Here is a 26,823-nt window from a genome sequence, read left to right as displayed (position 1 = left end):
GGCGGCTGGGGCGCCGGGGCCGTGCCGGTTCCGGGGGTGGGGTCGGCGGCGTGGGCGGGGGCGGTCAGGCCGGTGACGCCCAGGGCGACGGCGGCGGCCAGCAGGACGGACAGACCGGTGCGGCCGGATCGGTGAACCGGTCTGGGCCGTATGCGTGTTGACATGGACGAAGGCCTCCGGCAGCCCGGTACGACCCGGGCTCGGTAGTGGGACATCGGATGCACGGCGCACCTTCGCGCCCGCGGCTCGCCCTGCACCCTGCTGGCGATCACACCCGGGTGACAAGACGAAAGCCGGGGGGAGTACGCGCAGTTGCACAGATGGGAAGCCGAAGTACGTGCGGAGGGCACCGAAGTGCCCGACGTGGTCCCGGTTCCGGCGGAAGGGCCGCTTCGTACGGCCGTGCCGCCCTCGTCGCGTACGCCCCCCGCGCTCCCGGTGTCCCCCGCGGCCGCGGACGGCCGGCACTCGCGGTGCGGCGGCGGCCGGGCCACCGGATACTGCTCACGAGCGACGCTGGAGGTCGGCGATGGGGCGTTTCGACGGGAAGACCGCGGTGGTCACCGGGGGGACCAGGGGCATCGGGCTGGCCGCCGCCGAACGCCTCGCCGCCGAGGGCGCGCACGTCTTCGTCACCGGCCGCAGTCAGCCGGAACTGCGTGACGCGGTCGCGGCGATCGGCCCGGACAGGGCCACCGCGGTGCACGGCGACGTCGCCGTCCCCGCCGACCTGGACCGGCTGTACGCCCGGGTCGGGGCCGCAGGACGGCGGATCGACATCCTCTTCGCCAACGCCGGCGGGGGACGGATGGCCCGCCTGGAGGACGTGACGGAGCGGGACTTCGACGACACCTTCGGGGCGAACGTCAAGGGCGTGCTCTTCACCGTCCAGAAGGCACTGCCGCTCCTCAACGACGGCGCCTCGGTCATCCTCACCGGCTCGACGGCGGGCAGCGGCGGGGCGGAGGCGTTCACGGTCTACAACGCCTCGAAGGCCGCGGTGCGCTCCTTCGCCCGGACGTGGGCCAACGAGCTCAAGGGGCGCGCCATCCGGGTGAACACCCTGAGCCCGGGGCCCGTCGAGACCCCGGGGGTCCACACCCTGGCCCCCGGCCCCGAGGAGAACCGCCGCCTGCTGGAGGGCCTGGTCGCCACGGTGCCGCTCGGCCGCATGGGCCGGCCCGAGGAGGTCGCCGACGTGGTCGCCTTCCTCGCGTCCGACGAGAGCAGCTTCGTCACCGGGGTGGAGCTCTTCGTCGACGGCGGCCAGCGACAGGTGTGACCCCGCCCCTCCCCCGCCCCGCCGCGCCCCACTGGAGAGACGGCCGCGGACGGCCCTGCTTGACACCCGCCGCAGGCCGACCTAGTTTCATATCGACCACTACATAACTCGCCCCCACCCCCGACGCGACGCATGCGAACGCGACGCGAAAGGCGCCACAGGCATCTCCTGCGGCGAAATGTAACAACAACGGTTACAACGCGGCGGGCGATCATCGATCGCGATACGGAGCAATTCCATGGGACAGCTTGACGGCAGGACCGCCATCGTCACGGGCGGCACCAGCGGCATCGGCCTGGCCACCGCGCGGCGGTTCGCCGCCGAGGGCGCATACGTGTTCGTCACCGGCCGCCGCAAGGACGCACTCGACGCCGCCGTGGCGGAGATCGGACCCCGCGCCACCGGTGTCCACAGCGACGTCGCCGACCCGGCGGCCCTCGACCGGCTCTACGACGCCGTCGCCCAGGCGGGGCGCCGTGTCGACGTGCTGTTCGCCAACGCGGGCGGCGGCAGCTTCTCCACCCTGGAGCAGGTCACCGAGCAGCACTTCGACGAGATCTTCGGGAGCAACGTCAAGGGCCTGCTGTTCACGGTCCAGAAGGCGCTGCCGCACCTCAACGACGGAGCCTCGGTCATCCTCACCGGCTCCACCGCGGGCTCCGTCGGCAGCGAGGCCTTCGGCGTCTACGGCGCGTCGAAGGCGGCGGTGCGCTCCTTCGCCAGGACCTGGGCCAACGAACTCAGCGGCCGCTCGATCCGGGTCAACTCCATCAGCCCCGGCCCGATCGACACACCCGGCATCGACGGCCTCGCGGCCGACGCCGAGGGGAGGGCGCAGCTCAAGGGCTTCCTCGCCGGCCAGGTGCCGCTCGGCCGGATGGGCCGGCCCGAGGAGGTCGCCGCCGCGGCCGTCTTCCTCGCCTCGGACGAGAGCACGTTCGTCACCGGCGTCGAACTCTTCGTCGACGGCGGGGCCAACCAGGTCTGAGCACCACCGGGGCCTCCCTCCCCCGGGCGGGGCCGGGGACGGCCGTCTCCGGCCCCGCCCCGCCCCGCGTCGGGCGACAACCGCACGCACCGCCACCACCGGCACCACCACCAGCACAGACGGGACACACGATGGACTTGGGACGGACAGGAATCTGGAGCATCGAGCTGCGCACGGCCGACCCCGGCGCGATCGAGGACGCCGCGGCCGAACTCGACGCGATGGGCTGGGGCACCCTGTGGATCCCGGGGCTCGGCGGCGGCGACGTCCTGGGCGACTCCGAGCGCCTGCTCGCCGCCACGCGGACGGCGCGCATCGCGGTCGGCGTGCTCAGCATCTGGCGCCACCGTGCCACGGAGACGGCGGCGGGCCACGCGCGCCTGCGGCAGCGGTACGGCCGCCGGTTCCTGCTCGGCCTGGGCGTCAGCGACGCGGCCGCCGCGCAGGGCGCGGGACGCCCCTACCGGCCCCTGTCGGACATGGGCGCCTACCTGGACGAGCTCGACGGGGCCCCGGCCCCCGTACCGGCCGAAGAGCGCGTCATGGCGGCGCTGGGGCCGAAGATGACCGGGCTCGCGGGACGCCGCACAGCGGGTGTGCACCCGTTCATGGTCACCCCCGGGCATTCGGCGGCCACCAGGGAACTGCTCGGTCCCGGCCCCCTTCTGGCGCCCTATCAGGCGGTCGTTCCGGAGCGCGATCCGTCCAGGGCCCGCGCCACCGCCCGCGGCTTCCTGGGGACGTTCCTGGCCATGGACCACTACGCCCGCAGCCTGCTGCGCCAGGGCTTCACCGAGGAGGACCTGGCCGCCGGCGGCAGCGACCGGCTCATCGACAGCGTCGTGGCCTGGGGCGACACCGAGGCCATCGGCGCGCGCGTCCGCGACCACCACCAGGCCGGGGCCGATCACGTCTGCCTGCACGTCGTCGGGACGGACTCCGCCGTCCCACTGGCCCAGTGGCGGGAACTCGCGGCGCTCGCCGGCTGAACCGGCGGGCGGCCCGCGGTGCGCGCTTCCCGGACACCTGGTTGCACGGGGCCGCGGGTCACCGCCGCCGGACGAGCGCTTCGGGGAGCGCGTCGGCGACGGTCGTCGGGGCGAGCTGCCGCTCGATGCCACCGTGCGGGCCGTCGTACACCTGCCGCAGGGGGGAGCCGGAAGGGCGTGCCGTCCCGACCGCCCTTGAGGTTCGCCCAGGCCGCACCCGATGACCACGGGTTCGGGGTCGACGCTGCCCGCGATGCGCTCCGACGCGGCCGCCGGGCCGTCATCGCGTCGGTCCGGCGCCATCCGCGCGAGCCTGTGGACAGCGACGGCCGGCCTGCTGTCGGCGCTCACGCCACGCCCGCGGACCGCCTCCTGGCCGATGTCAGCCGGCCACCGGCTCCGCGGGCCAGGCGCCCAGCGCGAGCTCGACGACCCGGTGGAGTTCCTCGCGGGTCGCACCGCCCGCGGCCTGAACGGCGAGGCCCTGGTACACCGTGATGAAGTAGCGCGCCAGATCGGCCGGATCGGCCTCGGAGGGCAGCTCTCCGTCGGCCCTCGCCTTGTCCAGCCGCAGACGGAGCGCCGTCTCGCCGGCGGCCCGGCGTGCGGTGAGTTCGTCGCGCACGGTCTGCGATCCGGGCGACGCGGCGAGCCCTCCCTGCACGGTGAGGCAGCCAGGGGGGCAGTCGGGCCGGGTCGTGGCGTCCGCGGCGCCGTGCAGCAGCCGCTCCACGACCCGGCGCGCGCCGGGCTCGGCGAAGGCCTCGCGGATGTACCGGGCGGGGCCGTCGGCGTAGTGGTCGAGGACCCGCTTGAACAGCTCCTCCTTGTTGCCGAAGGCGCCGTAGAGGCTCGGCGGGTTGATGCCCATGGCCCGCGTGAGGTCCGAGATGCCGGTGCCCTCGTAGCCCTGGCGCCAGAACACCTCGAGCGCCCGGTCCAGCACCTCGTCCACGTCGAAGGCGCGCGGCCGTCCTCCCGCCATCGTGACCTCCCGACCCGTCGATCTGTAACGCCCGCTATAATACCGCGCCGACGAGGGCGCGGGAGACCGACCCGCGCCGCCCGGCCGTCCGGGAGACGGCCTGGCCCGGCATAATTCCCGGGCCGTCCGGGCGGCAGGGGTGAAAGGCTGACCCGGAATCCGCAACGGAGGAAGTGAGCATCCAGTGACCGACGACGACCGCGTGGGCCCGCCGCTGCTGGGCGGGGAGCGCGAGACGCTCCGGGCGTTCCTCGACTACCACCGCGCCACGCTGGCCATGAAGTGCCGGGGGCTCTCGGACGAGGAACTCCGGCAGCAGTCGATGCCTCCCTCCACCCTGTCGCTGCTCGGGCTCGTGCGGCACATGGCGGAGGTGGAACGCGCCTGGTTCCGCAGGGTGTTCGAGGACAACGACGCGCCCATGGTGTGGTCCGACAGGATCGACTTCCAGGCCGCCTACGACGCGAGCGCGTCCACCCGGGCCGAGGCCTTCACTGCCTGGGAGGCCGAGGTGGCGAACTCCCGGCGGATCGAGGAGGCGGCCGCGTCCCTGGCGGTGACCGGGCACCAGCCCCGCTGGGACGAGGACGTCTCCCTGCGGATGGTGATGGTGCACGTCCTCCTCGAGTACGGCCGCCACAACGGGCACGCGGACTTCCTCCGCGAGGGCGTCGACGGCACCGTGGGCGCCTGACCGCCCGCGGCGGAGCCGGGACACCCGCGACGCCGGGGAGGCCGGGGCCACGGCCCGGGGTGGCCGATCGCGCGGGCGCCGGAGAAGCTGGGCGTACCGGGCGTTCGGAAAGCCCGTGAACGGACCGAGGTGATCACCGATGTCGGACGAGAGCGTGAACCACCCGGGTCTGATCGTCCCGGTCGGCCACGTGGAGCCCGTACCGCGGCGCATCCGGGCGCAGCTCGGGGGCCGTACCGTCCTCGACACCCGGCATGCCCTGTACGTGTGGGAGTGGCCCGGCTACCCGCAGTACAGCATCCCCATGAAGGACCTCACCGGGGCGGAGCTCACCGACGACGGCCGGGCCGGCCGGCTCGGCCCGGGCCCGGCGCGCCGCCATTCGCTGCGCGTCGGCACCGAGGTCCGCGAGGGCGCCGCCTGGGTGTGGGACGAGGGCGCTCCGGACCGGCTCCTGGGCACCGCGCGCTTCCGCTGGGACGCCCTCGACGCCTGGTACGAGGAGGACGAGCAGGTCTTCGTCCACCCGCGGAGCCCGTACACCAGGGTGGACGCCCTGCGCTCCTCCAGCGGCGTCCGCGTGGAGGTCGAGGGCACCGTCCTCGCCGACGCCCCGCACGCGGTCACCCTGTTCGAGACGGGCCTGCCCACCCGGTACTACGTCGAGCGCGTCCACGTCGACTGGAGCCGGCTGCGCCCCTCGGACACCGTCACGCGCTGCCCCTACAAGGGCACGACCAGCGGCTACTGGTCGTTCGACGGCGCGGGCGCCACGCACGAGGACATCGCCTGGGCGTACGACTTCCCCACCGCGGCGTGCGCCCCGGTCGCGGGCATGGTCGCGTTCTACAACGAGCACGTCGACCTGTACGTGGACGGCGTGCCGCTCCGCCGCCCCATGGCGACGTCCCGCGACGCGTGGGACCGGCGGCACCTGTGACGGCCTGAGACGAAGCCCACGCCCGGCACCGAGGGCAGCGACTTAGGCTGGCCGCATGTCTCAGCAGGTCGAAGTCGTGCAACTGCTGGTGTCGCCCGCGCACCGGTACATGGGGCGGCCCTCGGACGGGCCGTCGGCGGCGGCGGACGGGGAGCTGGTGCGCAGCGCCGAGGTGCGGAGCGGGCTCGGGCTCGTGGGCGACCGCTACTACGCGCGGCCGGCCCACCGCAACGCGGCCGTCACCATGATGGCGGCCGAGGGCCTCCCGCTGGACATCGCGCCGGGGACGGACCTGCGGCACACCCGCCGCAATGTGCTGCTCCGCGGTGTCGACATCGACGCGTACGTGGGCACGACCGTGGAACTGGACACCGGGGCGGGGCCGGTCCGGTTCGCGGTGCGGCGCCCCGCCCGGCCCTGCGCCTGGATGGACGCCGTCATCGGCCCGGGGGCGCAGCGCGCGCTGCGGGGCAGGGGCGGGGTGCGCTGCACGCCGCTGAGCGACGGGGTGCTCACCCTGGGCCCCGCTGAGTTCCGGGTCGTGGAGGACCCGCGGGAGGCGCCGTAACGCAGGCGCGTGGAACCCGTCACGCCGCGGGGCGGGAACCGGACGGCCCGGTCCGGCGTCGTTGCTGCGTGCGATCACTGGGGCGAACGGATCACGGGCGGGCGGGTACGGTGCCGGACGGCCGTGGATGGCGCGGCCGCCGCCGCTGGGACGGGGTGCCGGCGGCGCTCGCGCTCCTGCTGGCGCTGTTGATCGTGTGCCATGGGGCGGTGCCGAACGGTCCCGGCCGGCCGGGGAGCCTGCTGGAGACGTTCCTGCCGTGGCTGGGCGCGGGCGTCCCCGTCCTGCTGTGCGTCGCCCTGCTGCGGCGTTCGGGCGTCGCCCTGTGCGCGCTGCTGGTGCCGGTCGCCGCCTGGTCGGTGGTCTTCGGGGGGCTGCTGGTCCCGCACGGCGGTTCCGCGTACGACCTCGTCGCGGTGCAGCACAACGTCAGTGACGAGAACGCCGATCCGAGGGGCACGGCACGTCAACTCCTGTCGGCCGGTGGCGACATGATCGCCGTGCAGGAGCTGACGCCGTCCCTCCTGCCGCAGTTCCGCGCCGTCCTGGACGGGCCCTACCCGCACCACGTCACCTTCGGCACGGTCGGGTTGTGGTCCAGGTATCCCCTGGTGGACGGGCGCAGGACCGACATCCGGCCCGCGGGCCTGGGCGAGGACTGGGACCGCGGCCTGCGCGCGACCGCCCGGACGCCGCATGGGGACGTCGCCGTGTACGTGGCCCACCTGCCCTCGCTCCGCCTCGGCGCGAGCGGGTTCGGCTCCGCCAGGCGGGACGAGAGCGCCGCCCTCCTCGGCGCCGAGATCGCGGCGGAGCCGCTGGAGCGGGTGATCCTGCTGGGGGACCTCAACGGCACCGTCGACGACCGGGGACTCGCACCCCTCACCTCGCGGCTGCGCGCCCCGGAGTCGGGGCTCGCGTTCAGCTGGCCGGGGCGGTTCCCACTGGCGCGGATCGACCAGGTCCTGACACGTTCCGCGACGGTCTCGGACGTACGGACCCTGCCCGCGACCGGGAGCGACCACCTGCCCGTCGCCGCCCGCATCCGCTTCTGAGGCCGGCCGGGTGAATCCCGCGACGACGGACCGTTCGTGACGATCCATCAGTGACGGGCCGGATGTCACGCTGAAGTCATCAGCGGGCACGGCGAAGCACGCTGACGATCCGTCAGCAGCTTCGGCGCCGGAAGGAGCGATCCTCCGCCGCCCTGCTGACGCAAGATTAGCTGATGGTCCGTCACCCGGTTGGACATCTCTTCACATTTTTCTTATCCGGCCCGTCATACCCCCTCTCACCTGCGAGAACTCTCCACGTGACGGCACGGCCCCACCCCATTCGGCCGTACACCTCCGCCGGTCTCGGGGTGCGGAGCGGCTGCGGATGATCGCCATATAGGTCTCGAGGACGCGCTGGCAGTCGTGCCGGGGGCCACATCCCGCCTGCCCCGTCCACAAGGAGGTTCAGCTCCATGCGTGGTGCTCGTATCCTGGCGATGGCGACCATGACGGCCGCGGCGGTCGTCCTTCCGAACTCGCAGGCCTTCGCCGTGGTCGACGTCAACGTCGCCCAGAGCGGACGCTCCGTCACCGTCACCGCCAGCTCGGAGGTTTGCCAGGCGCCCGGCGCGATGGTGAACGCCAACGCCTTCCCGTCCGGCCTGCTGCGCAACGCGCTCGCCCTGAGCGCGTCCACCCCGGGCGGCCCGCTGACCGGCACCTTCACGATCCCGGAGGACGCGCCGGCGAACACCTACACGATCACCGTCAGCTGCATGATCGGCCCGAAGGCCGACCAGGGCAGCGTCGGCACCCTCACCGTTCCCGGCACGACCAGCACCAGCGGCGACCGCGACGGCGGCACCAACACGAACACGAACAACAACACCAACAACAACAGCAACAACCACAACAGCAACAACGACAACGACAACGACAACGACTACGGCGACAACAACCACGACGACGAGTACGGCGACGACTACGAGGACGACTACGGCAACTACGGCCGCGGCCACGGGCGCGACAAGTGCTCCTGGGGCGGGCACGGCCGGGGCGGCCACGGAGGCCGCGGTGACGACAACGGCGACGACAACGGCCGCGGCGGCTACGGCGACCGGGGCGGGTACGGCGACCGCGGCGGCCACGGGGACCGGGACCGCAAGTGCCACAAGCGCCACTACGGCCACGGCGGCCGTGACAACGACCGCGACAACAACAACGGGAACGGCAACGACAACGACAACGACTACGGCGCTCCCGACACCGGCTTCGGCGGCGGCTCGACCGGCATGAACACCGCCGAGAGCCTCGTCGGCGCCTCCCTCCTGGCCGCCGCGGCGGCGGGCGGGGTGTTCCTGCTGCGCCGCCGTCGCACCCAGGGCGGCGAGGCCTGACATCCCGCACCCCTCCGCACGGCACTCCGCCCCGGGCCCGCACACGGGCCCGGGGCGGGCTGCCGTCCACCGCCTGTCGGCCGCACGGACGCGGCCCGGCGACCGGCCGGCGGGCCCGGCGCCGTTCACTCCACCGGCCCAGGCGAACGCTCCCGCCGGACACGGTGCGTGGTGCACTGATCACGCACCGGAAGGTGAAGGAGAGACGTGGCGATGACGGAAGCCCGGACCACCGGCCCCATATCCCGCGGACCCCGGCGCGGGCGCCACCACGCGGCGCTCGCCGTGCTCTGGACCTGCGCACTCCTGGTGACCGCCTGCGCGGCGGACCCGCCGGGGCGACGCGCGGGCCACGGCCCGGCGGGGCCCACGGGCACCGGCGCCACGGCGGCCGTTCCCCCCGGGCTGACCGGCTACTACCGGCAGGAGCTCGACTGGAGGCCCTGCCCGGAGCAGCCGTCGTTCCAGTGCACCACCCTGCGGGCCCCGCTGGACTACGCCCACCCGCAGGCGGGCGACATCCGTCTGGCGGCGACCCGCAGGAAGGCGACCGGGACCGGCCGGCGCATCGGCTCGCTGCTGTTCAACCCGGGCGGCCCCGGGGAACCCGCGATCACCTCGCTGTGGTCGTACGCCGGGTCCTTCTCACCGGCCGTACGGGCCGCCTACGACCTGGTCGCCGTCGACCCGCGCGGGGTCGGCTCCAGCACCCCGGTCCGATGCGCCACGGGTACGGCCGGCGCCCTTCCCGGCGTGCGGGGCGCGCCGCGCGCGGCCGGTCCGGACGCCGCCGGAGCCGGCGCGGCGGAACCGGACTTCGCCGCGGCCGACGCGTCGGCCCGGGAGACCGCCGACGCGTGCGAACGCGGCGCGGGGTCCCTGCTCCCCCACGTCGGCACGCTCGACTCGGCCCGCGACATGGAACTCCTGCGGGTCCTCCTCGACGACGAGCGGTTGCACTACCTCGGCTTCTCCTACGGCTCCTACCTCGGTGCGAGCTACGCCGGCCTCTACCCGTCGCACGTCGGGCACATGGTGCTCGACGGCGCCGTCGACCCCACGCTCGACGGCGTCCACAGCCTGCTGGGCCAGGCCCGGGGCTACCAGATCGCCTGGGACTCCTTCGTCGCCGACTGCGCCGCCCGACCGGCCTGCCCCGTCGGCCACTCGGCCGCCGAGGCGGGCCGCGCGCTGGACGCGCTGGTGGAGTCCCTCGACCGCGCGCCGTTGCGGCAGGGCAAGGACGTCGTCGTCGACGGCGACACCCTCGTCAACGCGGTCACCACCGGACTCCTGGCACCCGCGTGGGAGAAGCTGCGCACCGCGCTCCGCGAGGTGCGCACCGGTGGCACCACCGCCGTACAGGAACTCAGCGGGGCCTTCGAGGACTCCGGCTTCAGCGGTGACGCGTACCTCGCGATCACCTGCCTCAGCGGCAGCCTGGGGCCGCGCGCCACTCCCGCGCAGGCGAGGGCCGCGCTCCCCGGATTCGTGCGCGTCTCGCCCCGCTTCGGCAGGTACTTCGCCGAGCAGCTGTCGACCTGTGCCCACTGGCCGGTCCCCGCGGACCAGCCGACCGGTCCCGTCACCGCGCACGGGGCGGCGCCGATCCTGGTCCTCGGCACCACGCGCGACCCGGCGACCCCCTACTCCGAGGCCCGGGCCCTGGCCCGGCTGCTCTCGTCGGGCCGGCTGCTCACCTACGACGGAGACGGCCACACCGCCTACCTCAGGTCGGTCGGATGCGTCGACGACGCGGTCGACCGCTACCTGACCGGCGGGCGGTTGCCCCCGCCGGGCACGGTCTGCACCTGAGGTCCCCAACGAGGTTGGGGGGCGCCTCGGGGTCGACCCTGATGTCCCGGGGACGGCACACGCGATGTGCTGGGGGCCCGCGCCACCGCCCCCGCATCCCAGGAGGAGCCCCATGCCCGTTCCGAGGGCGCTCGCATGAACGGCGGCCTGCTGTCCCTGGCGGCGGCCCTGCTGTCGGCCGTCTGCTACGCGACGGCGGCCGTCACCCAGGAGCGCACCGCCGCCGCCGGGAAGCGGCCGACGGGCCGGCTGTGGACGCTGGCGCTGGTCCTCCAGGCCGCCGGGGCGGGGCTGCACGCGGTCGCCCTGCGGTACGGGTCGCTGACCGTGGTGCAGGCGCTCGGCGCGCTGACCCTCGTCCTGGCGCTGCCGCTGCACGCGGCCGTCGGGCGGCACCGGGTGCGCCCGCGGGAGTGGCACGGGGCGGCGCTGACCGTGCTGGGGCTGGTGGCGCTGCTGCTCTCCACGGCGCCACCCGGAACGGAACGGGCGCTGGGCGGCGCCGAGTTGGCCCTGCTGGCCGCGATCACCGCGGCCGCGGCCCTGGCGCTGACCCGGCTGCCCTGGGGGGCCGACCGCTCGGTGCCGCGCGCGCTGCGCTTCGCGGCGGCGGCGGGTGCGGCGTTCGGGATCGCCTCGTGCCTGACCCAGGGCCTCGCGGTGCGCCTGGCCGCCCAGGGGCTCGGGGCCGCCGTCGCCGACCCCATGCTGCTGGTCGCGGGCGGCTGCACCGGCGTCCTGGCGATCGCGGGGATGGTGTGGTCGCAGGAGGCGTACCGCGGCGGGCTGGGCGTCGCACTGGCGACGGTCACGCTGGCGAACCCCCTGGTGGCGGGGTGCGTCGGTGTCCTGCTGCTCGGTGAGGGCTTCCGGGGCGGCTCGGTCGGCCTGGCGGTGGCGCTGGCGGGGGCGCTGGCCGCGGGGCGGGGGGTGGTGGTGCTGTCCCGGCCGACGCCGACGGCGGGCCGCGCGCAACGGGTGCCGGGCCCGCGGACGGCGTCGCCCGCGGTCGCCGACTAGCCGGGGACGAGGGCCGATCCCCGGCGCGCGACCGCCCGGTGGGTGCAGCATGTCCGCAGTCCGGTCGTGGCCGGGCCGCGCGGCTCGTCCTGGGGGGTCCCATGTCGCACTGCGCCTGTCCCGCCGTGCTGCCGTCCCGGTGCCGCCCCTGCGCGCACACCCTTCCGCGGCTGGCCGCCTCCGTGCTGATGGCGCCGGTCGTGCTCGTCTCGGCCGGTCTGGGCTTCGCCGTGCACCGGGCGGAGCGCGCGCAGGCGCTGGCCGAGCGGGGCCACCGGCACCTGGTGGCGGGCATCGTCTTGGAGGCGACGGGGCCGGTCTTCCACGAGCACGGCATGCGCTCGGTACCGCCGGCCCGCGCCGGCTGGGAGTACCCGCGCGGCCGCGCGCGCTCCGGGCGGGTCCCGGTGGGGCGGCCCGTCGAGGCGGGTGACCGGATACGGATCTGGGTGGACGACCGCGGCTCGCCGGCGCCGGAGCCCCACAGCACGGCCGCGGCCCGGGGAGCGGGCCTGGTGCTGGGCGTCACGAGTCTGCTGCTGTGGTCCGCGGTGGCGTGGGGGGTCCACCACTGCGTGGCCGCCCTCGCGCTGCGCGCGCGGCTGCGGACGTGGGAACGGGAGTGGGAGCGCGTGGAACCGCTGTGGTCGGGCCGGACGCCGTGACCCGGCCGGGGCGGGCGACCGGCTCAGAGGAAGAGCCGCAGGACCCGCAGACCTCGTACGTGGTCCTCGCCGGGACCCGCCTTCAGCTCCTGCGGGGGTTTCCAGTCGGCGTGCAGGGCGGCCCAGAAATCGGTCCACGCCTGGGTCTCCGTCGGCCCGCGCCCGACCGCGTCGGTCCCGGGACAGCTGACCACATAACCGTCGCCGTCCTGCTGGATCGTCACCGCTGGCTCGACCATGGCCCACCTCGCGTCCCGGTGCACCCGAATCACGTCAAGGGTCACCCGGTCGGCGCCGACGCGCAACAGCGCTCCGCGTGGGCCGTCCGGGGGACGCCGCGGGGCCGCGCACGGACGGGGGCGGCCGCCGCCGGGAGGACCGGCGGCGACCGCCCGGGGTCTTCGGGGACCCGGCGGCGGCTCGCCGGCCGGGTCGCCGGGAGCCGCCCGCTCCGTCACCAGGCCAGGACCGCGCGGCGGAAGCCCTCGGCGAGCCGGCGCAGCCGCCTGGCCGCGTAGGCGAAGACCGGGCGGAAGGCCGGGGCGGTGGCGCCGGGGCGGTGGGAGGTGTCGCTCATCTCGGGCGGCCCTTCTGGACGTGCACGGTGTGCGTCGGGACGGTCGTCAGTACGGGAGGGGCTTTCCGGACGGTGTCCGCAGGTCGATCGGAGGGCGCGACGGCGCCGGCTTCTTCGGTCGCTGGACGCGGATGCGGCGCATGGTCATCACTCCTTCGGGAACGCGGCCCGTGCAGGCCGGACCTCTTCAGTCCTACGCCGTGGACCCTGGGGCCCGCGTCAGAGAACGTCCTTGAAGCCACCCCTATGCCCGGTTCGTCCCTCCTCCCTTGGGGTGAGGCGTGGCGCCGGGGCGCGAAGTCGCTGTTCAGGAGCCTGCGGGGAAACGGGCGGGCATCTTTCCCGGGAGGGGACCAGCGGCGCTTTACCAAGTCCTTGCTTATATAAGCCGCCACTGACATAGTGACGGACGTGCACGCATTCGACGTACTCGGGGATCCGGTGCGGCGCCGCATCCTGGAGCTCCTCGCCTCCGGGGAGCAGCCGTCCGGCGCGATCACCGAGGTCATCAGAGGGGAATTCGGCATCTCGCAGCCCGCGGTGTCCCAGCACCTGAGGGTCCTGCGGGAGAACGGCTTCGCCGTGGTGCGGGCGGAGGGCACCCGCAGGCTCTACGCCGTCCAGGCCGCGCCGCTGCGCGAGGTCGACGCGTGGCTGGAGCGCTTCCGCGGCTTCTGGGAGCAGCGGCTCGACGCGCTCGGCACCGAGCTCGCCCGGGGGCGCCGGGAGCGGCGCCTGGCACAGGAACAGCGACAGCCGGGGACGGGACAGGCCCGGGACCCCGGAAGGGAACGGGAAGACACCGCATGAACATCGTCGACGAGATCAACGCCATCCACCGCGCGACCGGCAGCCGGGAGGTCTCCGGCGAGGAGGCACGCACCGTGCTCCTGAGCCGCACCTACGACGCGCCCGTGGAGGACGTGTGGGACGCCTGCACCACCGCGGAGCGGATCGGGCGCTGGTTCCTGCCCGTCACCGGGGAGCTGCGGCTCGGCGGCCGTTACCAGTTGCAGGGCAACGCCGGAGGCGAGGTCCTGCGCTGTGAGCCCCCGAAGCTGCTCCGCGTCAGCTGGGTCATGGGCGGGGCGCCCGGCTTCAGCGAGGTGGAGGTGCGGCTGACCGCGCACGACGAGGAGCGGACGCTCCTGGAACTGGAGCACGTCGCCGTCGTGCCGCCCGGCATGTGGGACCAGTTCGGGCCCGGGGCGGTCGGCGTCGGCTGGGACCTGGCACTGCTGGGCCTCGGTCTGTACCTGGCCGGTGCCGCCGTCGGGCCCGAGAAGGCCGAGGAGTGGCAGTCCTCCGACGAGGCACGGGAGTTCATGACCCGCAGCAGCCGGGCCTGGGGCACGGCGTACGCCGCATCGGGTGCCGCCGAGGACACGGCGGCCGCGGCGGTCACCGCCACGACCGGCTTCTACGTCCCGGCACGGCCCGAGTAGGCCCGCCGGCCGGTGGGCCGTGGGCCGGTGGGCCGTGGGCCGGTGGGCCGTGGGCCGGTTGCCCCACCCCGGCCCGCCGGTTTAATGTCGAAACCGGGAGAGGCGGGCGATGCAGAAGAAGGACTTCAGTGACGGACCGTGCCCGGTCGCACGGACCCTGGGCGTCGTGGGCGACTGGTGGTCGCTGCTGATCGTCAGGGACGCGCTCAACGGGGTGCGCAGGTTCAACGACTTCCACCGCGGCCTCGGCTGCGCCAAGAACATCCTGAGCAGCCGCCTCGGCAAGCTGGTGGAGCACGGGGTGCTGCGCACGGTGCCCGCCGCGGACGGGAGCCCCTACCGGGAGTACGAACTCACCGAGGAGGGCAAGGGCCTGCGCCTCGTGCTGCTCGCCCTGCGCCAGTGGGGCGAGACCAACCTCTTCGAACCCGGCGAGGAGCGCACCACCGTCGTGGACCGGGCGACCGGCCGGCCGGTGGCCCCGCTGGAGATGCGCGACGCCGACGGCCGGCCGCTCGGCCCCGACGACGTCGAGTTGCGGTCCCCGGCGCCCTGACCGGCGGGGCGGGGTGCCGGACCGCGACGGGGGAAACGCGGTCCGGCACCGCACCACGCACCTGACCGCGATGGCGCCGTTCATGCGCGCCGGGCACGGCCGGTCCGCGGGGCCCGCCCGGCACTCAGTGCGGCCGGCCGGCCGGTTCCAGGACGAAGACCGGGATCTCACGGTCGGTCTTCTTCTGGTAGTCCGCGTAGTCGGGGAACGCCTCGACGGCGCGGTCCCACCACAGGGACTTCTCCTCGCCGCTCAGCTCACGCGCCGTCATGTCCCCTCGCGCCGGGCCGTCCTGGAGCTCCACCCTGGGGTCGGCGAGCACGTTGTGGTACCAGACGGGGTTCTTGGGGGCGCCGCCCAGGGAGGCGACCACGGCGTACCGTCCGTCGTGCTCCACCCGCATGAGGGGGGTCTTGCGGATCTTCCCGCTCTTCGCGCCACGGGTCGTCAGGATGACCACGGGCAGCTCCCGCATCGTCGTCCCCTCGGTGCCCCCGGAGCTCTCGTACCGCTCGACCTGCTCGCGCACCCACGTCTGCGGACTCGGTTCGTACTCGCCCACCAGTGGCACGGGGTCCTCCTCCGTCTCGGTCGTACTGTCGCGCCCCATCCTCCCCTGCCCGCCGCCGCGTTGCGACCGAGGCGGGCGGAGCCCCCGGTCCTCCGCACCTCCCGTGCCGCCATGTGCCGGAAAAGGGCGCGCATGGTGGCGGCGGGGCGGGGCACACGCGGGGTCAGGAGGTTGACGACATGGTTCCCTTGCTGGTTGTCCTGCTGCTGGCCCTGATCCTCTTCGGGGCGGGTTTCGCGCTCAAGGCCCTGTGGTGGATCGCGCTGATCGTGCTGGTGGTGTGGCTGCTCGGCTTCGTGTTCCGGGCAGCCGAGGGCGGCGGACGACGCCGCTGGTACCGATGGTGACCTGACGGCGTCACCACAGCACGAGGGGCGGGGTCCCCGGCCGCATACGGCGGCCGGGGACCCCGCCCCTCGTACGTGGCAAGTGCCGTGGACGGGGCGCCGGTTCGGGCGGGGCTCGCCGCTCACCTCGACCACGGCCACCACGCGGAGTCCCGTCGCCGCGCGCGCCTCGCCGTCGTCGAGCATCCGTTCCCGGACCGCTGGTTCGAGCGCCGTCGGTTCGAGCGCCGCCGCGCCCCGTTCGACGAGCCGGCCGACAGGAACGGTGACCCGTGGACGGTGCCGGTCCGCCCTGCAGCCGCACAGCGGGAGCGGACCGGGCCCCGGCGCTCCCCCGCCGTGGGCCGTCCGGGTGAGGCGCCCCCGAGGGGGTCGGCGCAGCTCGGGCGCCTCGCATCCCCTGGTGGCGGTATGCCCCGGCAAGCGGTTTTTGTCCGGTGGTGGTTTGCTGCGCTTGGCGGCGGACCTGTTCTGAGAGCCCCCTCCATGGAGCCGCCGTCCCATCCCCCCTTTTCCGTCACAGCTCAAGGAGGAGCTTGATGTCGGTCTACACCCCCCAGCAGTACGGTCAGCAGCCGCAGCAGCAGTACGGCCAGCAGCAGTGGCAGCCGTGGGCAGGCCAGCAGGGCTACGGGCAGCAGGGCATCGCCCAGCAGTTCATGGGCCCGCAGGGCTACGGCCAGCAGCACTTCGGCCAGCCCGGCATGGGGCAGGGCCAGCAGCAACTGCCGCTGATGGTGACCGAGTTGTCGCTGCGCTGTGCGGCCACGGCGGTCAACGCCATGGTCGAGCAGGTCCGCGTCGACCCGCAGATCATGATGGGCATCCAGTCGCAGGGCCAAATCCCGCCGCACGCGTGGAGCAGCGTGCTCACCGAGTGCGCCCGCCGCATCGCGCCGGTCGTGCACAGCGCCCTCTGCCAGATCGCCCAGGGCCAGCAGTACGGCCAGCAGCAGTACGGCCAGTTCCAGAACGGCCAGGCGCCGTACGGGCAGGCGCCGTACGGGCAGTCGCCGTACTTCCAGCACGTCGGTCAGATGCCGCTCGGCATGTGACCGGTCTCCCGGTCGGCCGGGGCGGCCCTCGTGGGCTGCCCCGGCCGGCCGGGGCGTCCAGCCGCGGCAGCGGCGCGGTGTGGTCCAGCGCAAGGTGATCGGTGAAGGCGGAAGCGTGATGAGTGAGCAGCAGGGCAACGGCGGTACGGCGAAGGGCCAGGGCGGCGCCAAGGGCGGCCGCAGGCCCGGTGCCGGAGCGGAATCCGGCGCGGCTTACGGAGCGGGCACCGGACCGGGCGGGACGCAGCGGGACCGCGCGCAACCGTACGCGGGCGCCGCCGGGACGTACCCCGGGCAGCCGGGACGGCCGGGCCACGGCGGCCGGGGCCGTTACCTGGTGGCCCCCCGGCCGACACCCTGGCTGACCGCGGGCGTGCCGCCCGTCGAGGCCTCGGCGCTGTTCGCGCTGCTCGAGGAGGACCCGGAGGTGGAGGTGGTCGCCCAGGTGCACCCCTCGCCCCGCTCCCACGGGCCGGAGGCGATCGCCGAGCCCCACCCGGTGTGCCCCCCGGTGGTCGTGGTGACGATGCCCCACGAGCGCGCCCGGGCGCTGGCCGCCAACCCCCAGCTGGTGGTCGAGGCCGACCAGCCGCTCGTCCACCCGCCGGCTTCCTCGGCGCGGCCGGCCGTGCCGGTGCCGGACCCCGCGACGGAGGTCACCCTCCAGGAACCGTCCCGCGTCACCGTGCGGGTGACCAGCCGCGGTCGGGGTGTGGCGGACGCGCAGGTGTGGGCGACCGGCACCGGTTCGACGGCCTACGCCGTCACCGGCGCCGACGGCCGGGCGGAGCTCGTGCTCCCGGCCGACACCCCGGCGACCGTCCGTTCCCTGTACGTGCGTCCGGCGCGCGACCACTGGCCGGTGCGCACCGGCCGTCCGTTCCCGGACGACGTGACCCTGACCGGGGCCGAGGTGGAGGTGGTGGTCCGCTCCCTGGCGGAGACCTTCGAGGGCTTCCCGGACCGGCCGCTCACCGGCTGGGGCCGGCAGGCGATGCGCCTGGACGAGATCCCCCCGACCCACCGCGGCCACGGGGTGTCCGTCGCCCTGCTGGACTCCGGGGTCGACACCGCGCACCCGGACCTGAAGGACACCGTCCGTTCCGGGGCCGACTTCACCCCCGCGGCCGACGACGCGGGCTGGCGGACGGACGCGACGGGTCACGGCACGCGCTGCGCCGGCGTCGTCGCCGCCGCGGACAACCGCACCGGGGTCACCGGCATCGCCGCGGACGCCACGGTGCACGCGCTCAAGCTCTTCCCCGGTGGCCGTGTCGCCGATCTGCTGCGCGCGGTGGACCACTGCATCGCCCACGACATCGACGTCGCGCAGATCAACGTCACCTACGAGCAGCCCTCGCAACTGGCGGCGTGGAAGCTGATGGACGCGCACGCGGCCGGCATCGCCGTGATCGCCCCGGCGGGCGACACCGGGGGCGCGCTCAGCCCGCTCGCCGCGCTGCCGACCGTGCTGGCCGCGGGCGCCCTGGCGCACACCGGCACCTATCCGCCGGACAGCCCGGCGGCGGCCACCCAGCCGCCGTGGCCCGGCCCCTACCCGGCGCCCTTCACCCCCACCGGGCCCGGCGTGGACCTCACCGCGCCCGGCGCGGCCGTCGTCACCACGGCGCCCGGCGCCGGCTACGCGGTCGCCGAGGGCACCGCGATGGCGGCGGCCCACCTGACCGGTCTGGCCGCACTGCTGCTCGCGCACCACGAGCACCTGCGCGCCACGCCGTACCCGGGCGGCGCGAACCGCGCCGACCAGCTGACGGCCCTGATCCGCGCCGCCTGCCGCCCGCTGCCCGTCACCGAGCCGCTCCGTGTCGGTGCCGGGCTGCCCGACGCTCCGACCGCGCTCGGTCTCGGCACCCCGGCGGCGATGGCCGCCCCGGGCCCCGACCCCATGGCGACCGGCTCCCCCTCCCCCAACTGACCCCCGCCCCGCGGACGGTGGTCCGGCTCCGCCTCCCGGACCACCGCCCTCCCGCGCACCCCGCTCACCCCGCTCACCCCGCTCACCCCGCTCACCCCGCTCACCGCCAGTCGATCGCCCCGGAGGGTGCCGCACGCCGGGCACGGGCACGTCCAGCGGCGACCGTGCCGGCGGAGACGTCGACCGCGAGCACCGCCGGGTCCGCGGGCGAGGGGGCCGCGAGGTGGATCAGGGCCGCGGCGACGGCGTCGTGGTGGTCGTCGTCACACTCCGCGGCCGGCCGGTCGAACGCCCGGCGCATCGGCGTCGGCGGCCGTGTCGGCCGCGGTGTGGGCCCGTGCGTGCGGTGGCGGTCCTCCCAGGGTGTCGCGCACGATCGCGACCACGGCCATGTCGTCCTCCAGCGGGGCGGCCACATGGGCCAGCAGGTCGTCGGTCATCTTCCGTACGAGCTGGTCGGGGCGCCGGTCCCCCCACTCCGCGACCCGGCTCATGAGCGGGTAGAACTCCCCCGCGCCGTTGCGGGCCTCGGTCACGCCGTCGGTGTAGAGCAGCAGGCGGTCGCCCGGGGCGAAGGGGAAGGTGGTGGGGGCGTAGCTGCTCCCGGTCAGTCCCCCGAGGCCGAGCGGCGGCGCCGGTTCCGGGACGTCGAGGGTGGAGACGGTGCCGTCGTGGAGGAGCAGGGGCGGCAGGTGGCCGCAGCTGACCACCCGCACGTAGGGCTCTTCGTCGGGGATCTCGACGACGGCCGCGGTGACGAAGCGCTCCCCGATGTCGTTCTCCTCCGGTCCGTCCCATTCCTGGGTGAGTTCCCAGCGGACGCCGGCCTCCAGTGACGCCATCAGCTCGTCCAGCGGTGCCTGCCGGTGCGCGGCGGCGCGGAACGCCCCGAGGACGGTCTCGGTGTCGCCGATGGAGCCCAGGCCCTTGCCGCGCACGTCGCCGATGAGGAGCCGGGTGGCCCGCGCCGTGCGGGCGACGGCGTAGAGGTCGCCCCCGATGCGGTCGCCGTCGCCGGCGCTGCGGTACGCCGTGGCGATGGTCACCGGGCCGGCGTGTCTGGGCAGCGGCCGCAGCAGCACGCCCTGGGTCGCCTGCGACACCTCGCGCAACTCCGCGAGCTCGTGCCTGTGGCGCTCGCGCAGGGCGCTGATGAGGACGAGCAGCACGGAGAGCAGCACGAGCGAGCCGAGCTGGACGAGGACGTTCTCCGTGGACAGGGTGTGCCGCTCCGCCCCGGCCGCGATGAGCGCCAGGACGGCCGCGAGACCGATCATGGCACCGCGAACGGCTCCGGCGAAGGCGGAGGCCAGGGCCACGGGGATGACGAGCACGTGGGCGAGGTGGATGTCCTCCGGCAGGAAGGCGTCGGCGACGGGCACGGCCGCGACGATCGCGAGCATCACGGCGAGGAAGACCCTGCAACCCGATCCGATGGGATCCTGCATCGCCGAGAGACGGGACCCGAACTCCATGCGGGTGCCTCCCTTCCCGCACCCGGGCCGGGTGCGACCACGACAGCCCTGCCTCTGGGCGATCTCAACATAAGGGTATTTCGTTTTCTTCCGGACAAAATTCGCGTAAGCAAATTCACTCCCGCATATCCGGCGGCAGGGACGGCCGGCCCGGGGAGACGTACGTCCAGGTCAGGCGGCCGGCAGCTCGGCCCAGCGGGCGCTCCCGCGGCTGCGCGCGCCAACGCCGGAACCGATGCCGGAACCGATTCCGAGGCCGTCGACGATGGCGGCCCCGCGGCCGTGCTCGCCCGGGCCGCAGCTGGCTGCCCAGGCGCCGTGCCGCGGCGCGGGCCCGCCGTCCGAGACCTCGACGCGGATGACCGCCGTGCCGTCCACCTCGCCGCGGCGCAGCCGCAGGCGCAGGGCGACCGGTGGCAGCGCGTGCTCGACGGCGTTGGTGACCAGTTCCGACACGACCAGGACGGCGTCGTGGACCGCGTCCTCCGGCACGGACCAGCCGGTCAGCACGGTGCGGGCGCTGCGTCGCGCGACGGCGACGGCCACGGCCCGGTGCTCCAGCTCGCACACGTACACGTACAGCTCGGTACGGGCGGCAGGTGACGAGGTGGCGTACCAGTGCGTCATCTCCATCGCTCCCCACGCCGAAGGGCTGCTCCGCAGCGTCACCGGTATGGGGAAGGGCCCCCTGTCCGTCCCCAACGGATGCGGGGCCCCGGGACCCGCCTCCATGGTGTACCCCGCCGTGACCTCCTGAACCCCACGTGTCACAGGAGTGGTCCGGCGCCCCTCCGGGGCCCGTACCGGCGGGGCGGCGGAGGCCGGGCGGCCCGCGGCGCACGGACTGCGCGGTGCCTCGTCGAGGAGCGAACGGCCGGGAGCGGTGTCGCACCGCCGGGAGCGAGCGGCCGGCCGCACCGGCGGGCGGGCCTGACGCCTTCGGCTCGCGCCTCACAGCCATGTGACGGTACGTCACGTAACGGCCGGCGAGGGGAAGGAACGCGTCCTCGTCGTCACGCGCGTCGGGACCCTTGCGGCGCGGCCCCCGCGGTCACCCGCGCCCCGGACCCGTCTGCGATCCTGGGCGGGTGCCGCCCCCGCAGACCACCCCGGAACCGATCACGGCGGATCCGCCCGACGTCGACACCTCCCCGCTGCTCACCCAGTCCTGGCTGGACCTGGCCTTCCTCCACTGGGCGGCCGACCCGGCGGCCATCGCGCCGCTGCTGCCGGCGGGCACCGTTCCCGACACCCTCGACGGCGTCACCTACGTGGGGCTCGTCGCCTTCCGCATGCACCGCGTCGGCTGGTTCCGCCTCCCCGGTGTCCCCTACCTGGGGACCTTCCCCGAGACGAACGTACGGCTGTACTCCGTCGACGCCCACGGGCGACGCGGTGTCGTCTTCCGCTCGCTCGACGCCTCCCGGCTGATACCCGTGGCGGTCGCGCGCGCCGCGTTCCGCCTGCCGTACCTGTGGTCGCGCATGGCCGTCCGCCGCGACGGCGACACCCTCACGTACACCAGCACCCGCCGCTGGCCGGGCCCGCGCGGGGCGCACTCCCGCATCAGCGTCCGGGTCGGCGAGCCCGTCGCGGAGCCCACCGGACTGGAGCACTTCCTCACGGCGCGCTGGGGGCTGCACAACACCTTCTTCGAGCGGCCGGTCTACCTGCCGAACTCGCACCCCCGCTGGCCCCTCCACCGCGCCGAGCTGCTCCACTGCGACGAGACCCTGGTCACGGCCGCCGGACTCCCCGCCCCCGTGGGGCCGCCGGTGAGCGTCCTGTACTCGCCCGGCGTCCCGGTCCGCTTCGGCCGCCCCTCCCGGCCGGGCGGCATCCCCACGCCCTGACCACCCCATGCCCTGACCCCGCGGGCCCGCTCAGTCGGGCGGGAGGAGCGTGCCCAGCGGGCCGAGGTCGAGGTTGAGGTCGGACATGGACAGGCCGTACTGCGCGCAGAGGCCCGTCATGCGGTCGTGGAGGATCATCAGGGTGGCGCCGAGGCGTTCCTCCTCTTCCTCGGTGAGGTCGCCCGCGTCGACGCGGTGCAGCGCCTGCCGCTCCATGAGCTGACGCAGCAGCTCGACGAGGGTCAGGACCAGCTTCATCAGGTCGCGTTCGACGGTGTCCGGGTCGGTGCTGATCCGGCGCGCGGGGCGGGCCGAGGGGGTGTCGCGGGGGACGGCGGGCAGCAGGCGGAAGGCGCGGGCGGCGGCGTCCGCGACCTCGCCGAGGCGGTCCGGGGGAAGGTCGTCCCCGGGGCGTGCGGGGGGTGTCACGGGCCCGGCCCCGGGGCCCACGGCGAGGGGTTGCGTTCGCTGATGGAGACGATGAGCGCACGCAGGGAGATGCGGACGAGGTCGATGTCGGCGATGGACAGCACCACGTCGCCGGTGAGGACCACTCCGCCGCTGAGGAGGCGGTCGAGCAGGTCGACGAGGGCCACCTGACGTTCCGCCAGCGGTTCGCGGGCCTGGCCGGCCGCGGTCATGGCGCCGCGTCCGCCGCGTCCGCCGGGTCGGCATCGTCCGCCCGATCCGCCGCGGGCCCCGGGGTGCCGGGGAGGGCGGCGAAGGAGTACGGGGCCCAGGGGCCGGTGACGTCGACCCGCACCCCGGGCAGTCCTTCGCCGGCGGCGAGGGCGCGGCTGCGGAAGGCCTCGGCCCGTGCGTGCGCGACGAGGAAGGCGTCGTTGAGCACGTTCTCCCCCGCGCCGGCGGCGAGCCGGCCCTGCTGCACACGGTGCCGGGCGTGCCCCGCGGCCAGTTCGCGGCCGATCGCCTCGACGCGTGCGGCGGCTTCCTCCGCCGCGCGGTAGGCCTCGTCGCGGGAGTGCCGCTGGGCGTGGCGGGCCCTCAGGTAGGCGCGGCCCGGGCTGAGGTCGTCGGCGGCGCCGGTGGCCCCGGCGGCCGCCGCCGGGGCGTCCACGTAGACCTTGACGCCCCATTCGAGGTGTCCGGTCAGCCGCTCCAGGACGCCGGTGAACGCCGCGTCGTCGTCCCGCAGCACCTGGCGGACGCGTTCGTCGTCGAGGTAGACCGTGGCGAGCCGCAGCGGCAGCACGGTGGTGTGCGCCGAGAGCTCCTCGATGACGGTGTGGTGGGCGCGGGCGACGGCCTCCAGCCAGTCCAGGTCCTCCAGGTGCCGCCGCAGGGCGTCCTCGTGGAAGTCCGCGGCGGGTACCGGGCTGACGGCGGCGGCCAGCGGACCGGACGTCACCAGCCGTACGGGGGCGGCTGCGACACCCGTCAGCGCCTCCATCGCGCCCGCCGGCACACCCCCGTCACGGAGCACGGCGTACGCGTAGCTGACCCGGTCATCCATCGTCGTCCGCCCCGGTGCCGCCGCGGCGGCGGTGCGTCGCCGAGGAGGAGCGCGTGCGGTGGCGGGAGGCCACGCTGCCGCTCGGGGTGTCCGTCAGCTCCCGTTCCTCCGACAGCTCGCGGCCTTCCCTCAACGCCTCGACCTCCTCGCGCAGCCGCCGGTTCTCCGCGGCGAGCGAACTCTCGCCGTGGGCGCGCGAGGAGAGCGACGGGTCGTGCTCCCACCAGTCGATGCCCATCTCCTTGGCCTTGTCGACGGAGGCCACCAGCAGCCGCAGCTTGATGGTGAGCAGTTCGATGTCGAGCAGGTTGATCTGGATGTCGCCGGCGATGACGATGCCCTTGTCCAGGACGCGTTCCAGGATGTCCGCCAGGTTGGCCGACGACCCCTGTCCGTAGGCGGACGGCTGGGGAGCGGCCCTCGTGGGGTACGAACCGAGCCGGCCGGCCGGGGAATCCGTCACAGCGTCACCTCGTCTCAGGGCGCGGCCTCACCGCGCCGGAAGGCCGCGATCTCCTCGAGGCGGTCGAGCAGTACCTCCTCGCGCTCCTCGAAGGTCTCCTCGTCGATCCGGCCGGCGAGGAGTTCCTTCTCCAGGGCGGCGAGTTCGCGTTCCACGGGCTCGGGGTCGTAGTACTCCTGCTCGGCGGCCTCCAGCACACGCTCGACGACCCAGCCGACCCCGCGCACCGGCGCCAGGGGGAGGGTGACGATCTGTGTGAACAGTCCCATGAGGCCTCCTCGCCCCGTCACACGAAGCTGTACGGCGGCAGCGGTCCGAGCAGCCGGAAGTCGCACTCCTCGCCCACCTGGTTGGCCAGGCTCAGCTGGGTGGCGAGGAACATCTCCTCCTTGCTGTCGTCCACGAGGAACGACACGCTGAGGAAGTCCTGTCCGCCGGCCGCGGTGGCCACGTCGTCGCGGACGAAGGGGCGCAGCGCCTCGACGATGCCCGCGCCGAGCGCCTGCTGGCGGGCCTGCACCTCGTTGGAGATGAGCTCGCCCAGCATCAGCGGCATGTCGGGGGAGCCGGAACCACCCCGGATCTCCTCGTTCAGGCGCCGTGCCTCGTCGTTCTCGTCGAGGATCCGGCGCAGCAGGGAGTCCTCGTCCCACGAGACCTTCAGGTGGTACTCGGCGCAGCCCTCCAGGTTCTTCAGCTGTTCCCGGAACTCCTCCGCGCGGTCCTCCAGCACGCCGCGCACGGCGTCCTCGTCGGGGGCCGTGAAGCCGAACCGCAGCGGCAGCACCGCTCCGTCGGCCATCAGCCGTTCCTGGACCTCCTGGTGGGCGAGCACGTCCCTGCGCCGGGGGCGCAGGTCGGGAGGGGCCTCGCTCACGACGGCGGAGAGGTCGCCGTTCGTCACCGTCCGCAACGGCTCGGCCGACCCGCCGACGGGCTTGAGTCCCTCCAGCCGCACCGGGTGGTCCTTCGAGGTGATGGAGTAGACGTAGACGGCCATGGTCATTCCCTCTCCCGCCGGGAGGCGCGCCTGGTGCTCCTGCGCTGTGGCCGGGGCTCCTCCTCGTACTCCGCTTCCTCCTCCTCTTCCGGCTCCTCCTCGTACTCGTCCTCGTCGTCCTGGTCGTCGCCCTTCAGGGCTCCGGTGACGGCTTCCACGGCACCGGAGAGCGCGCCCTTGGACTTGCCCTTCGCGCCGCCCTCGGTGATCTCGCCCACGATGTCCGTGAGCTGGGTGGGCTGTTTGCGGCCGGACTCCAGGTCGAGGCGGTTGCACGCCTCGGCGAAACGCAGGTACGTGTCGACGCTGGCCACGACGATGCGGGCGTCGATCTTCAGGATCTCGATGCCCACCAGCGACACGCGGACGAAGACGTCGATGACGAGCCCTCGGTCCAGGATGAGCTCCAGGACGTCGTAGAGGCTTCCCGTACCGCCCCTGGAGATGTTGCCGCCACCCTGCGGCACCACGGTCATGGCGCCTCCCTTCAGCGCCTCGTCGTCTCAGAAGCGCCGGTCGATCTGCCCCCGCGTGTAACGGCGGGTGCGTTCGTACGCCACCAGGTCGCCCTCCTCGTCGAGCTTCACGTGATAGGTGGCCATCACGCTGGTGGTCTCGGGCACCCGTTCCAACTCCAGCACCTCGACGTCCGCTTCCCAGCCCTCGTCGACGGGTCTGACCGCCGACACGGACTCCGGCCTGCGGCCGAGGAGTTCGAAGAGCTGATCGGCCGCGGAACGCATCGCCCATGCGGCGGAGCGCTTGCGCGGCCGCTCCGCACGTTCGTCGTCCCGGCCGCGCCTGGTGCCCTTGCCCCGGGCGTTCCTGTCGCTTGCGGCCATCCCCTTCTCCGGTTCCGGAGGAGCGCCACCCCCACTAAGAAACGTACTATTTCAGCATATACACCCCACAACGTGTGTGCGGCGCCGGGTCGCTTTCCGAAGGGAACGACTGATGAAGGACACGACCAAGATCGCTCTTGCCGCCGCAGTCGCCGGTGGCTACGTGCTCGGTCGCGCCAAGAAGGGGCGGCTCGCCTTCGCGATGGCGACCTTCCTCGCTGGTCGCCGCGCCGGACTCGATCCGCAACAGCTGGTCACCGAGGGTATTCGCAAGCTGCAGGACGTACCGCAGATCGCCGACCTCAACGAGCAGCTGCGCGGCGAGCTGATGGACGCCGGCCGCAAGGCCGTCGCCGCGGCCGCGGACCGCAAGCTGGCAGATCTGGCGGGCGTGTTGCACGACCGCACGGCCCGCATCGGCGCCAAGAAGGACCGCGACGAGGAGGAGGGGACGGAGGAGGAATACGAACCGGAAGAAGGGGAAGAAGAGGAGGCCCCGAAGAAGCCGAGGTCCCGGCGGCGCCGCCGCTCCCGGGCGGAGGAGGAACCCGAGGAAGCGGAAGCCGGGGACGAGGAGGAGGAAGCCGAGGACGAGGAAGCGGACGAAGGCGACGAGGAACCGCCGAGCCGCCGCCGGGCCGCGCAGCGCCGGCAGCCCAGGCCGCGGCGTGAGCCCGAGCGCAAGCCGGCCGCGAAGAAGGCGCCCGCCAAGAAGGCGCAGCCGGCGGCGAAGAAGTCCGCCGCCGCCAAGAAGACCACGGCCAAGAAGACCGCGGCACCGGCGAAGCGCACGGCGCAGAAGACGTCCGCGCCCGCCGGCAAGACCGCGGCGCGCAAGGCACCGGCGAAGAAGGCGGCGGCCAAGAAGACGTCCACACGGCGGAGGTAGCC

The 26,823-nt window shown here is 74.3% G+C and carries 34 protein-coding genes; 19 read left to right on the top strand and 15 right to left on the bottom strand.

The genetic code is table 11. The annotated features are described in order from the left end of the window. The first annotated feature begins 529 nt into the window (after positions 1-529). The 3 genes from ABZ479_RS06040 to ABZ479_RS06030 all read left to right on the top strand — a co-directional run bounded on the left by ABZ479_RS06040 (position 530) and on the right by ABZ479_RS06030 (position 3,259). Complete coding sequence (locus ABZ479_RS06040) at positions 530-1,282, top strand: SDR family NAD(P)-dependent oxidoreductase (protein ID WP_500460199.1); 753 nt, start codon at positions 530-532, stop codon at positions 1,280-1,282. Positions 1,283-1,520: 238 nt separating this feature from the next. After that, positions 1,521-2,270, top strand: coding sequence for a glucose 1-dehydrogenase (locus ABZ479_RS06035; protein WP_500460198.1), 750 nt, complete (start codon positions 1,521-1,523; stop codon positions 2,268-2,270). 131 nt (positions 2,271-2,401) lie between these two features. Next, positions 2,402-3,259, top strand: coding sequence for a TIGR03620 family F420-dependent LLM class oxidoreductase (locus tag ABZ479_RS06030; protein ID WP_500460197.1), 858 nt, complete (start codon positions 2,402-2,404; stop codon positions 3,257-3,259). A 382-nt stretch (positions 3,260-3,641) separates the two neighbouring features. Here the strand turns inward: ABZ479_RS06030 and ABZ479_RS06025 are convergent, their stop codons facing one another. Next, positions 3,642-4,244, bottom strand: coding sequence for a TetR/AcrR family transcriptional regulator (locus tag ABZ479_RS06025; RefSeq protein ID WP_500460195.1), 603 nt, complete (start codon positions 4,242-4,244; stop codon positions 3,642-3,644). A 184-nt stretch (positions 4,245-4,428) separates the two neighbouring features. On the opposite strand from ABZ479_RS06025, the gene ABZ479_RS06020 reads away from it, so the two are divergent. The 8 genes from ABZ479_RS06020 to ABZ479_RS05985 all read left to right on the top strand — a co-directional run bounded on the left by ABZ479_RS06020 (position 4,429) and on the right by ABZ479_RS05985 (position 12,338). Further along, the gene (locus tag ABZ479_RS06020) at positions 4,429-4,938 is read left to right on the top strand and encodes a DinB family protein (RefSeq protein ID WP_500460193.1); all 510 of its coding nucleotides are present in this window, start codon (positions 4,429-4,431) and stop codon (positions 4,936-4,938) included. Positions 4,939-5,077: 139 nt separating this feature from the next. Further along, positions 5,078-5,878, top strand: a complete 801-nt coding sequence (locus tag ABZ479_RS06015) for a DUF427 domain-containing protein (protein ID WP_500460191.1) — start codon at positions 5,078-5,080, stop codon at positions 5,876-5,878. Between the two features lie 55 nt (positions 5,879-5,933). Then, complete coding sequence (locus ABZ479_RS06010; protein WP_500460190.1) at positions 5,934-6,446, top strand: molybdenum cofactor biosysynthesis protein; 513 nt, start codon at positions 5,934-5,936, stop codon at positions 6,444-6,446. Positions 6,447-6,556: 110 nt separating this feature from the next. Further along, complete coding sequence (locus ABZ479_RS06005; protein ID WP_500460188.1) at positions 6,557-7,501, top strand: endonuclease/exonuclease/phosphatase family protein; 945 nt, start codon at positions 6,557-6,559, stop codon at positions 7,499-7,501. 413 nt (positions 7,502-7,914) lie between these two features. Then, positions 7,915-8,838 carry a GVDTG sorting domain-containing protein gene (locus tag ABZ479_RS06000; protein ID WP_500460187.1) on the top strand — a complete coding sequence of 308 codons (924 nt, stop codon included), beginning with the start codon at positions 7,915-7,917 and terminating at the stop codon, positions 8,836-8,838. 213 nt (positions 8,839-9,051) lie between these two features. After that, positions 9,052-10,653: an alpha/beta hydrolase gene (locus ABZ479_RS05995; RefSeq protein ID WP_500460185.1), complete on the top strand. Its 1,602-nt coding sequence runs from the start codon at positions 9,052-9,054 to the stop codon at positions 10,651-10,653. 135 nt (positions 10,654-10,788) lie between these two features. Continuing rightward, complete coding sequence (locus ABZ479_RS05990) at positions 10,789-11,673, top strand: DMT family transporter (protein ID WP_500460184.1); 885 nt, start codon at positions 10,789-10,791, stop codon at positions 11,671-11,673. 101 nt (positions 11,674-11,774) lie between these two features. Further along, on the top strand, positions 11,775-12,338 hold the full coding sequence (locus ABZ479_RS05985) for an Rv1733c family protein (RefSeq protein WP_500460183.1): 564 nt from the start codon (positions 11,775-11,777) through the stop codon (positions 12,336-12,338). 23 nt (positions 12,339-12,361) lie between these two features. Here ABZ479_RS05985 and ABZ479_RS05980 read toward each other — a convergent pair whose 3' ends face one another. After that, entirely contained in the window at positions 12,362-12,577 is a 216-nt protein-coding gene (locus tag ABZ479_RS05980) for a hypothetical protein (protein ID WP_500460182.1), read from the bottom strand. 215 nt (positions 12,578-12,792) lie between these two features. Beyond that, positions 12,793-12,915 (bottom strand): hypothetical protein, encoded by a 123-nt coding sequence (locus ABZ479_RS05975; RefSeq protein ID WP_500460181.1) that lies wholly within the window; start codon positions 12,913-12,915, stop codon positions 12,793-12,795. Positions 12,916-13,317: 402 nt separating this feature from the next. Here ABZ479_RS05975 and ABZ479_RS05970 point away from each other — a divergent pair, with 402 nt between their 5' ends. The 3 genes from ABZ479_RS05970 to ABZ479_RS05960 all read left to right on the top strand — a co-directional run bounded on the left by ABZ479_RS05970 (position 13,318) and on the right by ABZ479_RS05960 (position 14,916). Then, positions 13,318-13,725 carry an ArsR/SmtB family transcription factor gene (locus tag ABZ479_RS05970; protein ID WP_499611611.1) on the top strand — a complete coding sequence of 136 codons (408 nt, stop codon included), beginning with the start codon at positions 13,318-13,320 and terminating at the stop codon, positions 13,723-13,725. Then, positions 13,722-14,360, top strand: coding sequence for an SRPBCC family protein (locus ABZ479_RS05965; protein ID WP_500460180.1), 639 nt, complete (start codon positions 13,722-13,724; stop codon positions 14,358-14,360). The genes ABZ479_RS05970 and ABZ479_RS05965 overlap by 4 nt, the downstream gene beginning before the upstream one ends. A gap of 109 nt (positions 14,361-14,469) precedes the next feature. Continuing rightward, positions 14,470-14,916, top strand: a complete 447-nt coding sequence (locus ABZ479_RS05960) for a winged helix-turn-helix transcriptional regulator (RefSeq protein WP_500460179.1) — start codon at positions 14,470-14,472, stop codon at positions 14,914-14,916. Positions 14,917-15,040: 124 nt separating this feature from the next. Here the strand turns inward: ABZ479_RS05960 and ABZ479_RS05955 are convergent, their stop codons facing one another. Continuing rightward, positions 15,041-15,487 carry a nitroreductase family deazaflavin-dependent oxidoreductase gene (locus ABZ479_RS05955; protein WP_500460178.1) on the bottom strand — a complete coding sequence of 149 codons (447 nt, stop codon included), beginning with the start codon at positions 15,485-15,487 and terminating at the stop codon, positions 15,041-15,043. Positions 15,488-15,666: 179 nt separating this feature from the next. On the opposite strand from ABZ479_RS05955, the gene ABZ479_RS05950 reads away from it, so the two are divergent. The 3 genes from ABZ479_RS05950 (at position 15,667) to ABZ479_RS05940 (ending at position 18,825) form a co-directional block, all read left to right on the top strand. After that, a complete protein-coding gene (locus ABZ479_RS05950; RefSeq protein WP_361005477.1) occupies positions 15,667-15,834 on the top strand; it encodes a hydrophobic protein in 168 nt (55 codons plus the stop codon). A gap of 539 nt (positions 15,835-16,373) precedes the next feature. Next, positions 16,374-16,889 carry a hypothetical protein gene (locus tag ABZ479_RS05945; RefSeq protein ID WP_500460177.1) on the top strand — a complete coding sequence of 172 codons (516 nt, stop codon included), beginning with the start codon at positions 16,374-16,376 and terminating at the stop codon, positions 16,887-16,889. 118 nt (positions 16,890-17,007) lie between these two features. Beyond that, positions 17,008-18,825 (top strand): S8 family serine peptidase, encoded by a 1,818-nt coding sequence (locus ABZ479_RS05940; protein WP_500460176.1) that lies wholly within the window; start codon positions 17,008-17,010, stop codon positions 18,823-18,825. A 100-nt stretch (positions 18,826-18,925) separates the two neighbouring features. Here ABZ479_RS05940 and ABZ479_RS05935 read toward each other — a convergent pair whose 3' ends face one another. From ABZ479_RS05935 to ABZ479_RS05925, 3 genes are all read right to left on the bottom strand, one after another. Next, a complete protein-coding gene (locus tag ABZ479_RS05935; protein ID WP_500460175.1) occupies positions 18,926-19,126 on the bottom strand; it encodes a hypothetical protein in 201 nt (66 codons plus the stop codon). After that, on the bottom strand, positions 19,089-20,300 hold the full coding sequence (locus ABZ479_RS05930; RefSeq protein ID WP_500460174.1) for a PP2C family protein-serine/threonine phosphatase: 1,212 nt from the start codon (positions 20,298-20,300) through the stop codon (positions 19,089-19,091). The genes ABZ479_RS05935 and ABZ479_RS05930 overlap by 38 nt, the downstream gene beginning before the upstream one ends. A 171-nt stretch (positions 20,301-20,471) precedes the next feature. Beyond that, a complete protein-coding gene (locus ABZ479_RS05925) occupies positions 20,472-20,927 on the bottom strand; it encodes an ATP-binding protein (protein WP_500460173.1) in 456 nt (151 codons plus the stop codon). A gap of 461 nt (positions 20,928-21,388) precedes the next feature. Between ABZ479_RS05925 and ABZ479_RS05920 the strand changes: the two genes are divergently transcribed. Continuing rightward, complete coding sequence (locus ABZ479_RS05920; protein WP_500460172.1) at positions 21,389-22,153, top strand: YqjF family protein; 765 nt, start codon at positions 21,389-21,391, stop codon at positions 22,151-22,153. Between the two features lie 30 nt (positions 22,154-22,183). On the opposite strand, the gene ABZ479_RS05915 is transcribed toward ABZ479_RS05920, so the two are convergent. Genes ABZ479_RS05915 through ABZ479_RS05880 form a run of 8 tightly spaced genes read right to left on the bottom strand, consistent with a single transcriptional unit; the run spans position 22,184 to position 25,932 of the window. Then, positions 22,184-22,582: a gas vesicle protein K gene (locus ABZ479_RS05915; protein ID WP_500460171.1), complete on the bottom strand. Its 399-nt coding sequence runs from the start codon at positions 22,580-22,582 to the stop codon at positions 22,184-22,186. Next, a complete protein-coding gene (locus tag ABZ479_RS05910) occupies positions 22,579-22,794 on the bottom strand; it encodes a gas vesicle protein (protein WP_500460169.1) in 216 nt (71 codons plus the stop codon). The genes ABZ479_RS05915 and ABZ479_RS05910 overlap by 4 nt, the downstream gene beginning before the upstream one ends. After that, positions 22,791-23,627, bottom strand: coding sequence for a GvpL/GvpF family gas vesicle protein (locus ABZ479_RS05905; protein ID WP_500460167.1), 837 nt, complete (start codon positions 23,625-23,627; stop codon positions 22,791-22,793). Before ABZ479_RS05905 ends, ABZ479_RS05910 begins: the two co-directional genes overlap by 4 nt. Beyond that, on the bottom strand, positions 23,620-24,090 hold the full coding sequence (locus ABZ479_RS05900; protein ID WP_500460165.1) for a gas vesicle protein: 471 nt from the start codon (positions 24,088-24,090) through the stop codon (positions 23,620-23,622). The genes ABZ479_RS05905 and ABZ479_RS05900 overlap by 8 nt, the downstream gene beginning before the upstream one ends. 14 nt (positions 24,091-24,104) lie before the next feature. Next, positions 24,105-24,359: a gas vesicle protein GvpG gene (locus tag ABZ479_RS05895; RefSeq protein ID WP_499611586.1), complete on the bottom strand. Its 255-nt coding sequence runs from the start codon at positions 24,357-24,359 to the stop codon at positions 24,105-24,107. 17 nt (positions 24,360-24,376) lie between these two features. Then, positions 24,377-25,090, bottom strand: a complete 714-nt coding sequence (locus ABZ479_RS05890; RefSeq protein WP_500460223.1) for a GvpL/GvpF family gas vesicle protein — start codon at positions 25,088-25,090, stop codon at positions 24,377-24,379. 2 nt (positions 25,091-25,092) lie between these two features. Beyond that, a complete protein-coding gene (locus ABZ479_RS05885; RefSeq protein ID WP_500460163.1) occupies positions 25,093-25,566 on the bottom strand; it encodes a gas vesicle structural protein GvpA in 474 nt (157 codons plus the stop codon). A 27-nt stretch (positions 25,567-25,593) separates the two neighbouring features. Beyond that, positions 25,594-25,932, bottom strand: a complete 339-nt coding sequence (locus ABZ479_RS05880) for a gas vesicle protein GvpO (protein ID WP_500460161.1) — start codon at positions 25,930-25,932, stop codon at positions 25,594-25,596. 112 nt (positions 25,933-26,044) lie between these two features. Between ABZ479_RS05880 and ABZ479_RS05875 the strand changes: the two genes are divergently transcribed. Next, entirely contained in the window at positions 26,045-26,821 is a 777-nt protein-coding gene (locus tag ABZ479_RS05875; RefSeq protein WP_500460159.1) for a histone protein, read from the top strand. Positions 26,822-26,823: the final 2 nt, after the last annotated feature.

The organism is Streptomyces sp. NPDC005722 (assembly GCF_040630935.1).
GTDB lineage: Bacteria > Actinomycetota > Actinomycetes > Streptomycetales > Streptomycetaceae > Actinacidiphila.
This window is presented reverse-complemented; position numbering and strand designations above follow the sequence as displayed.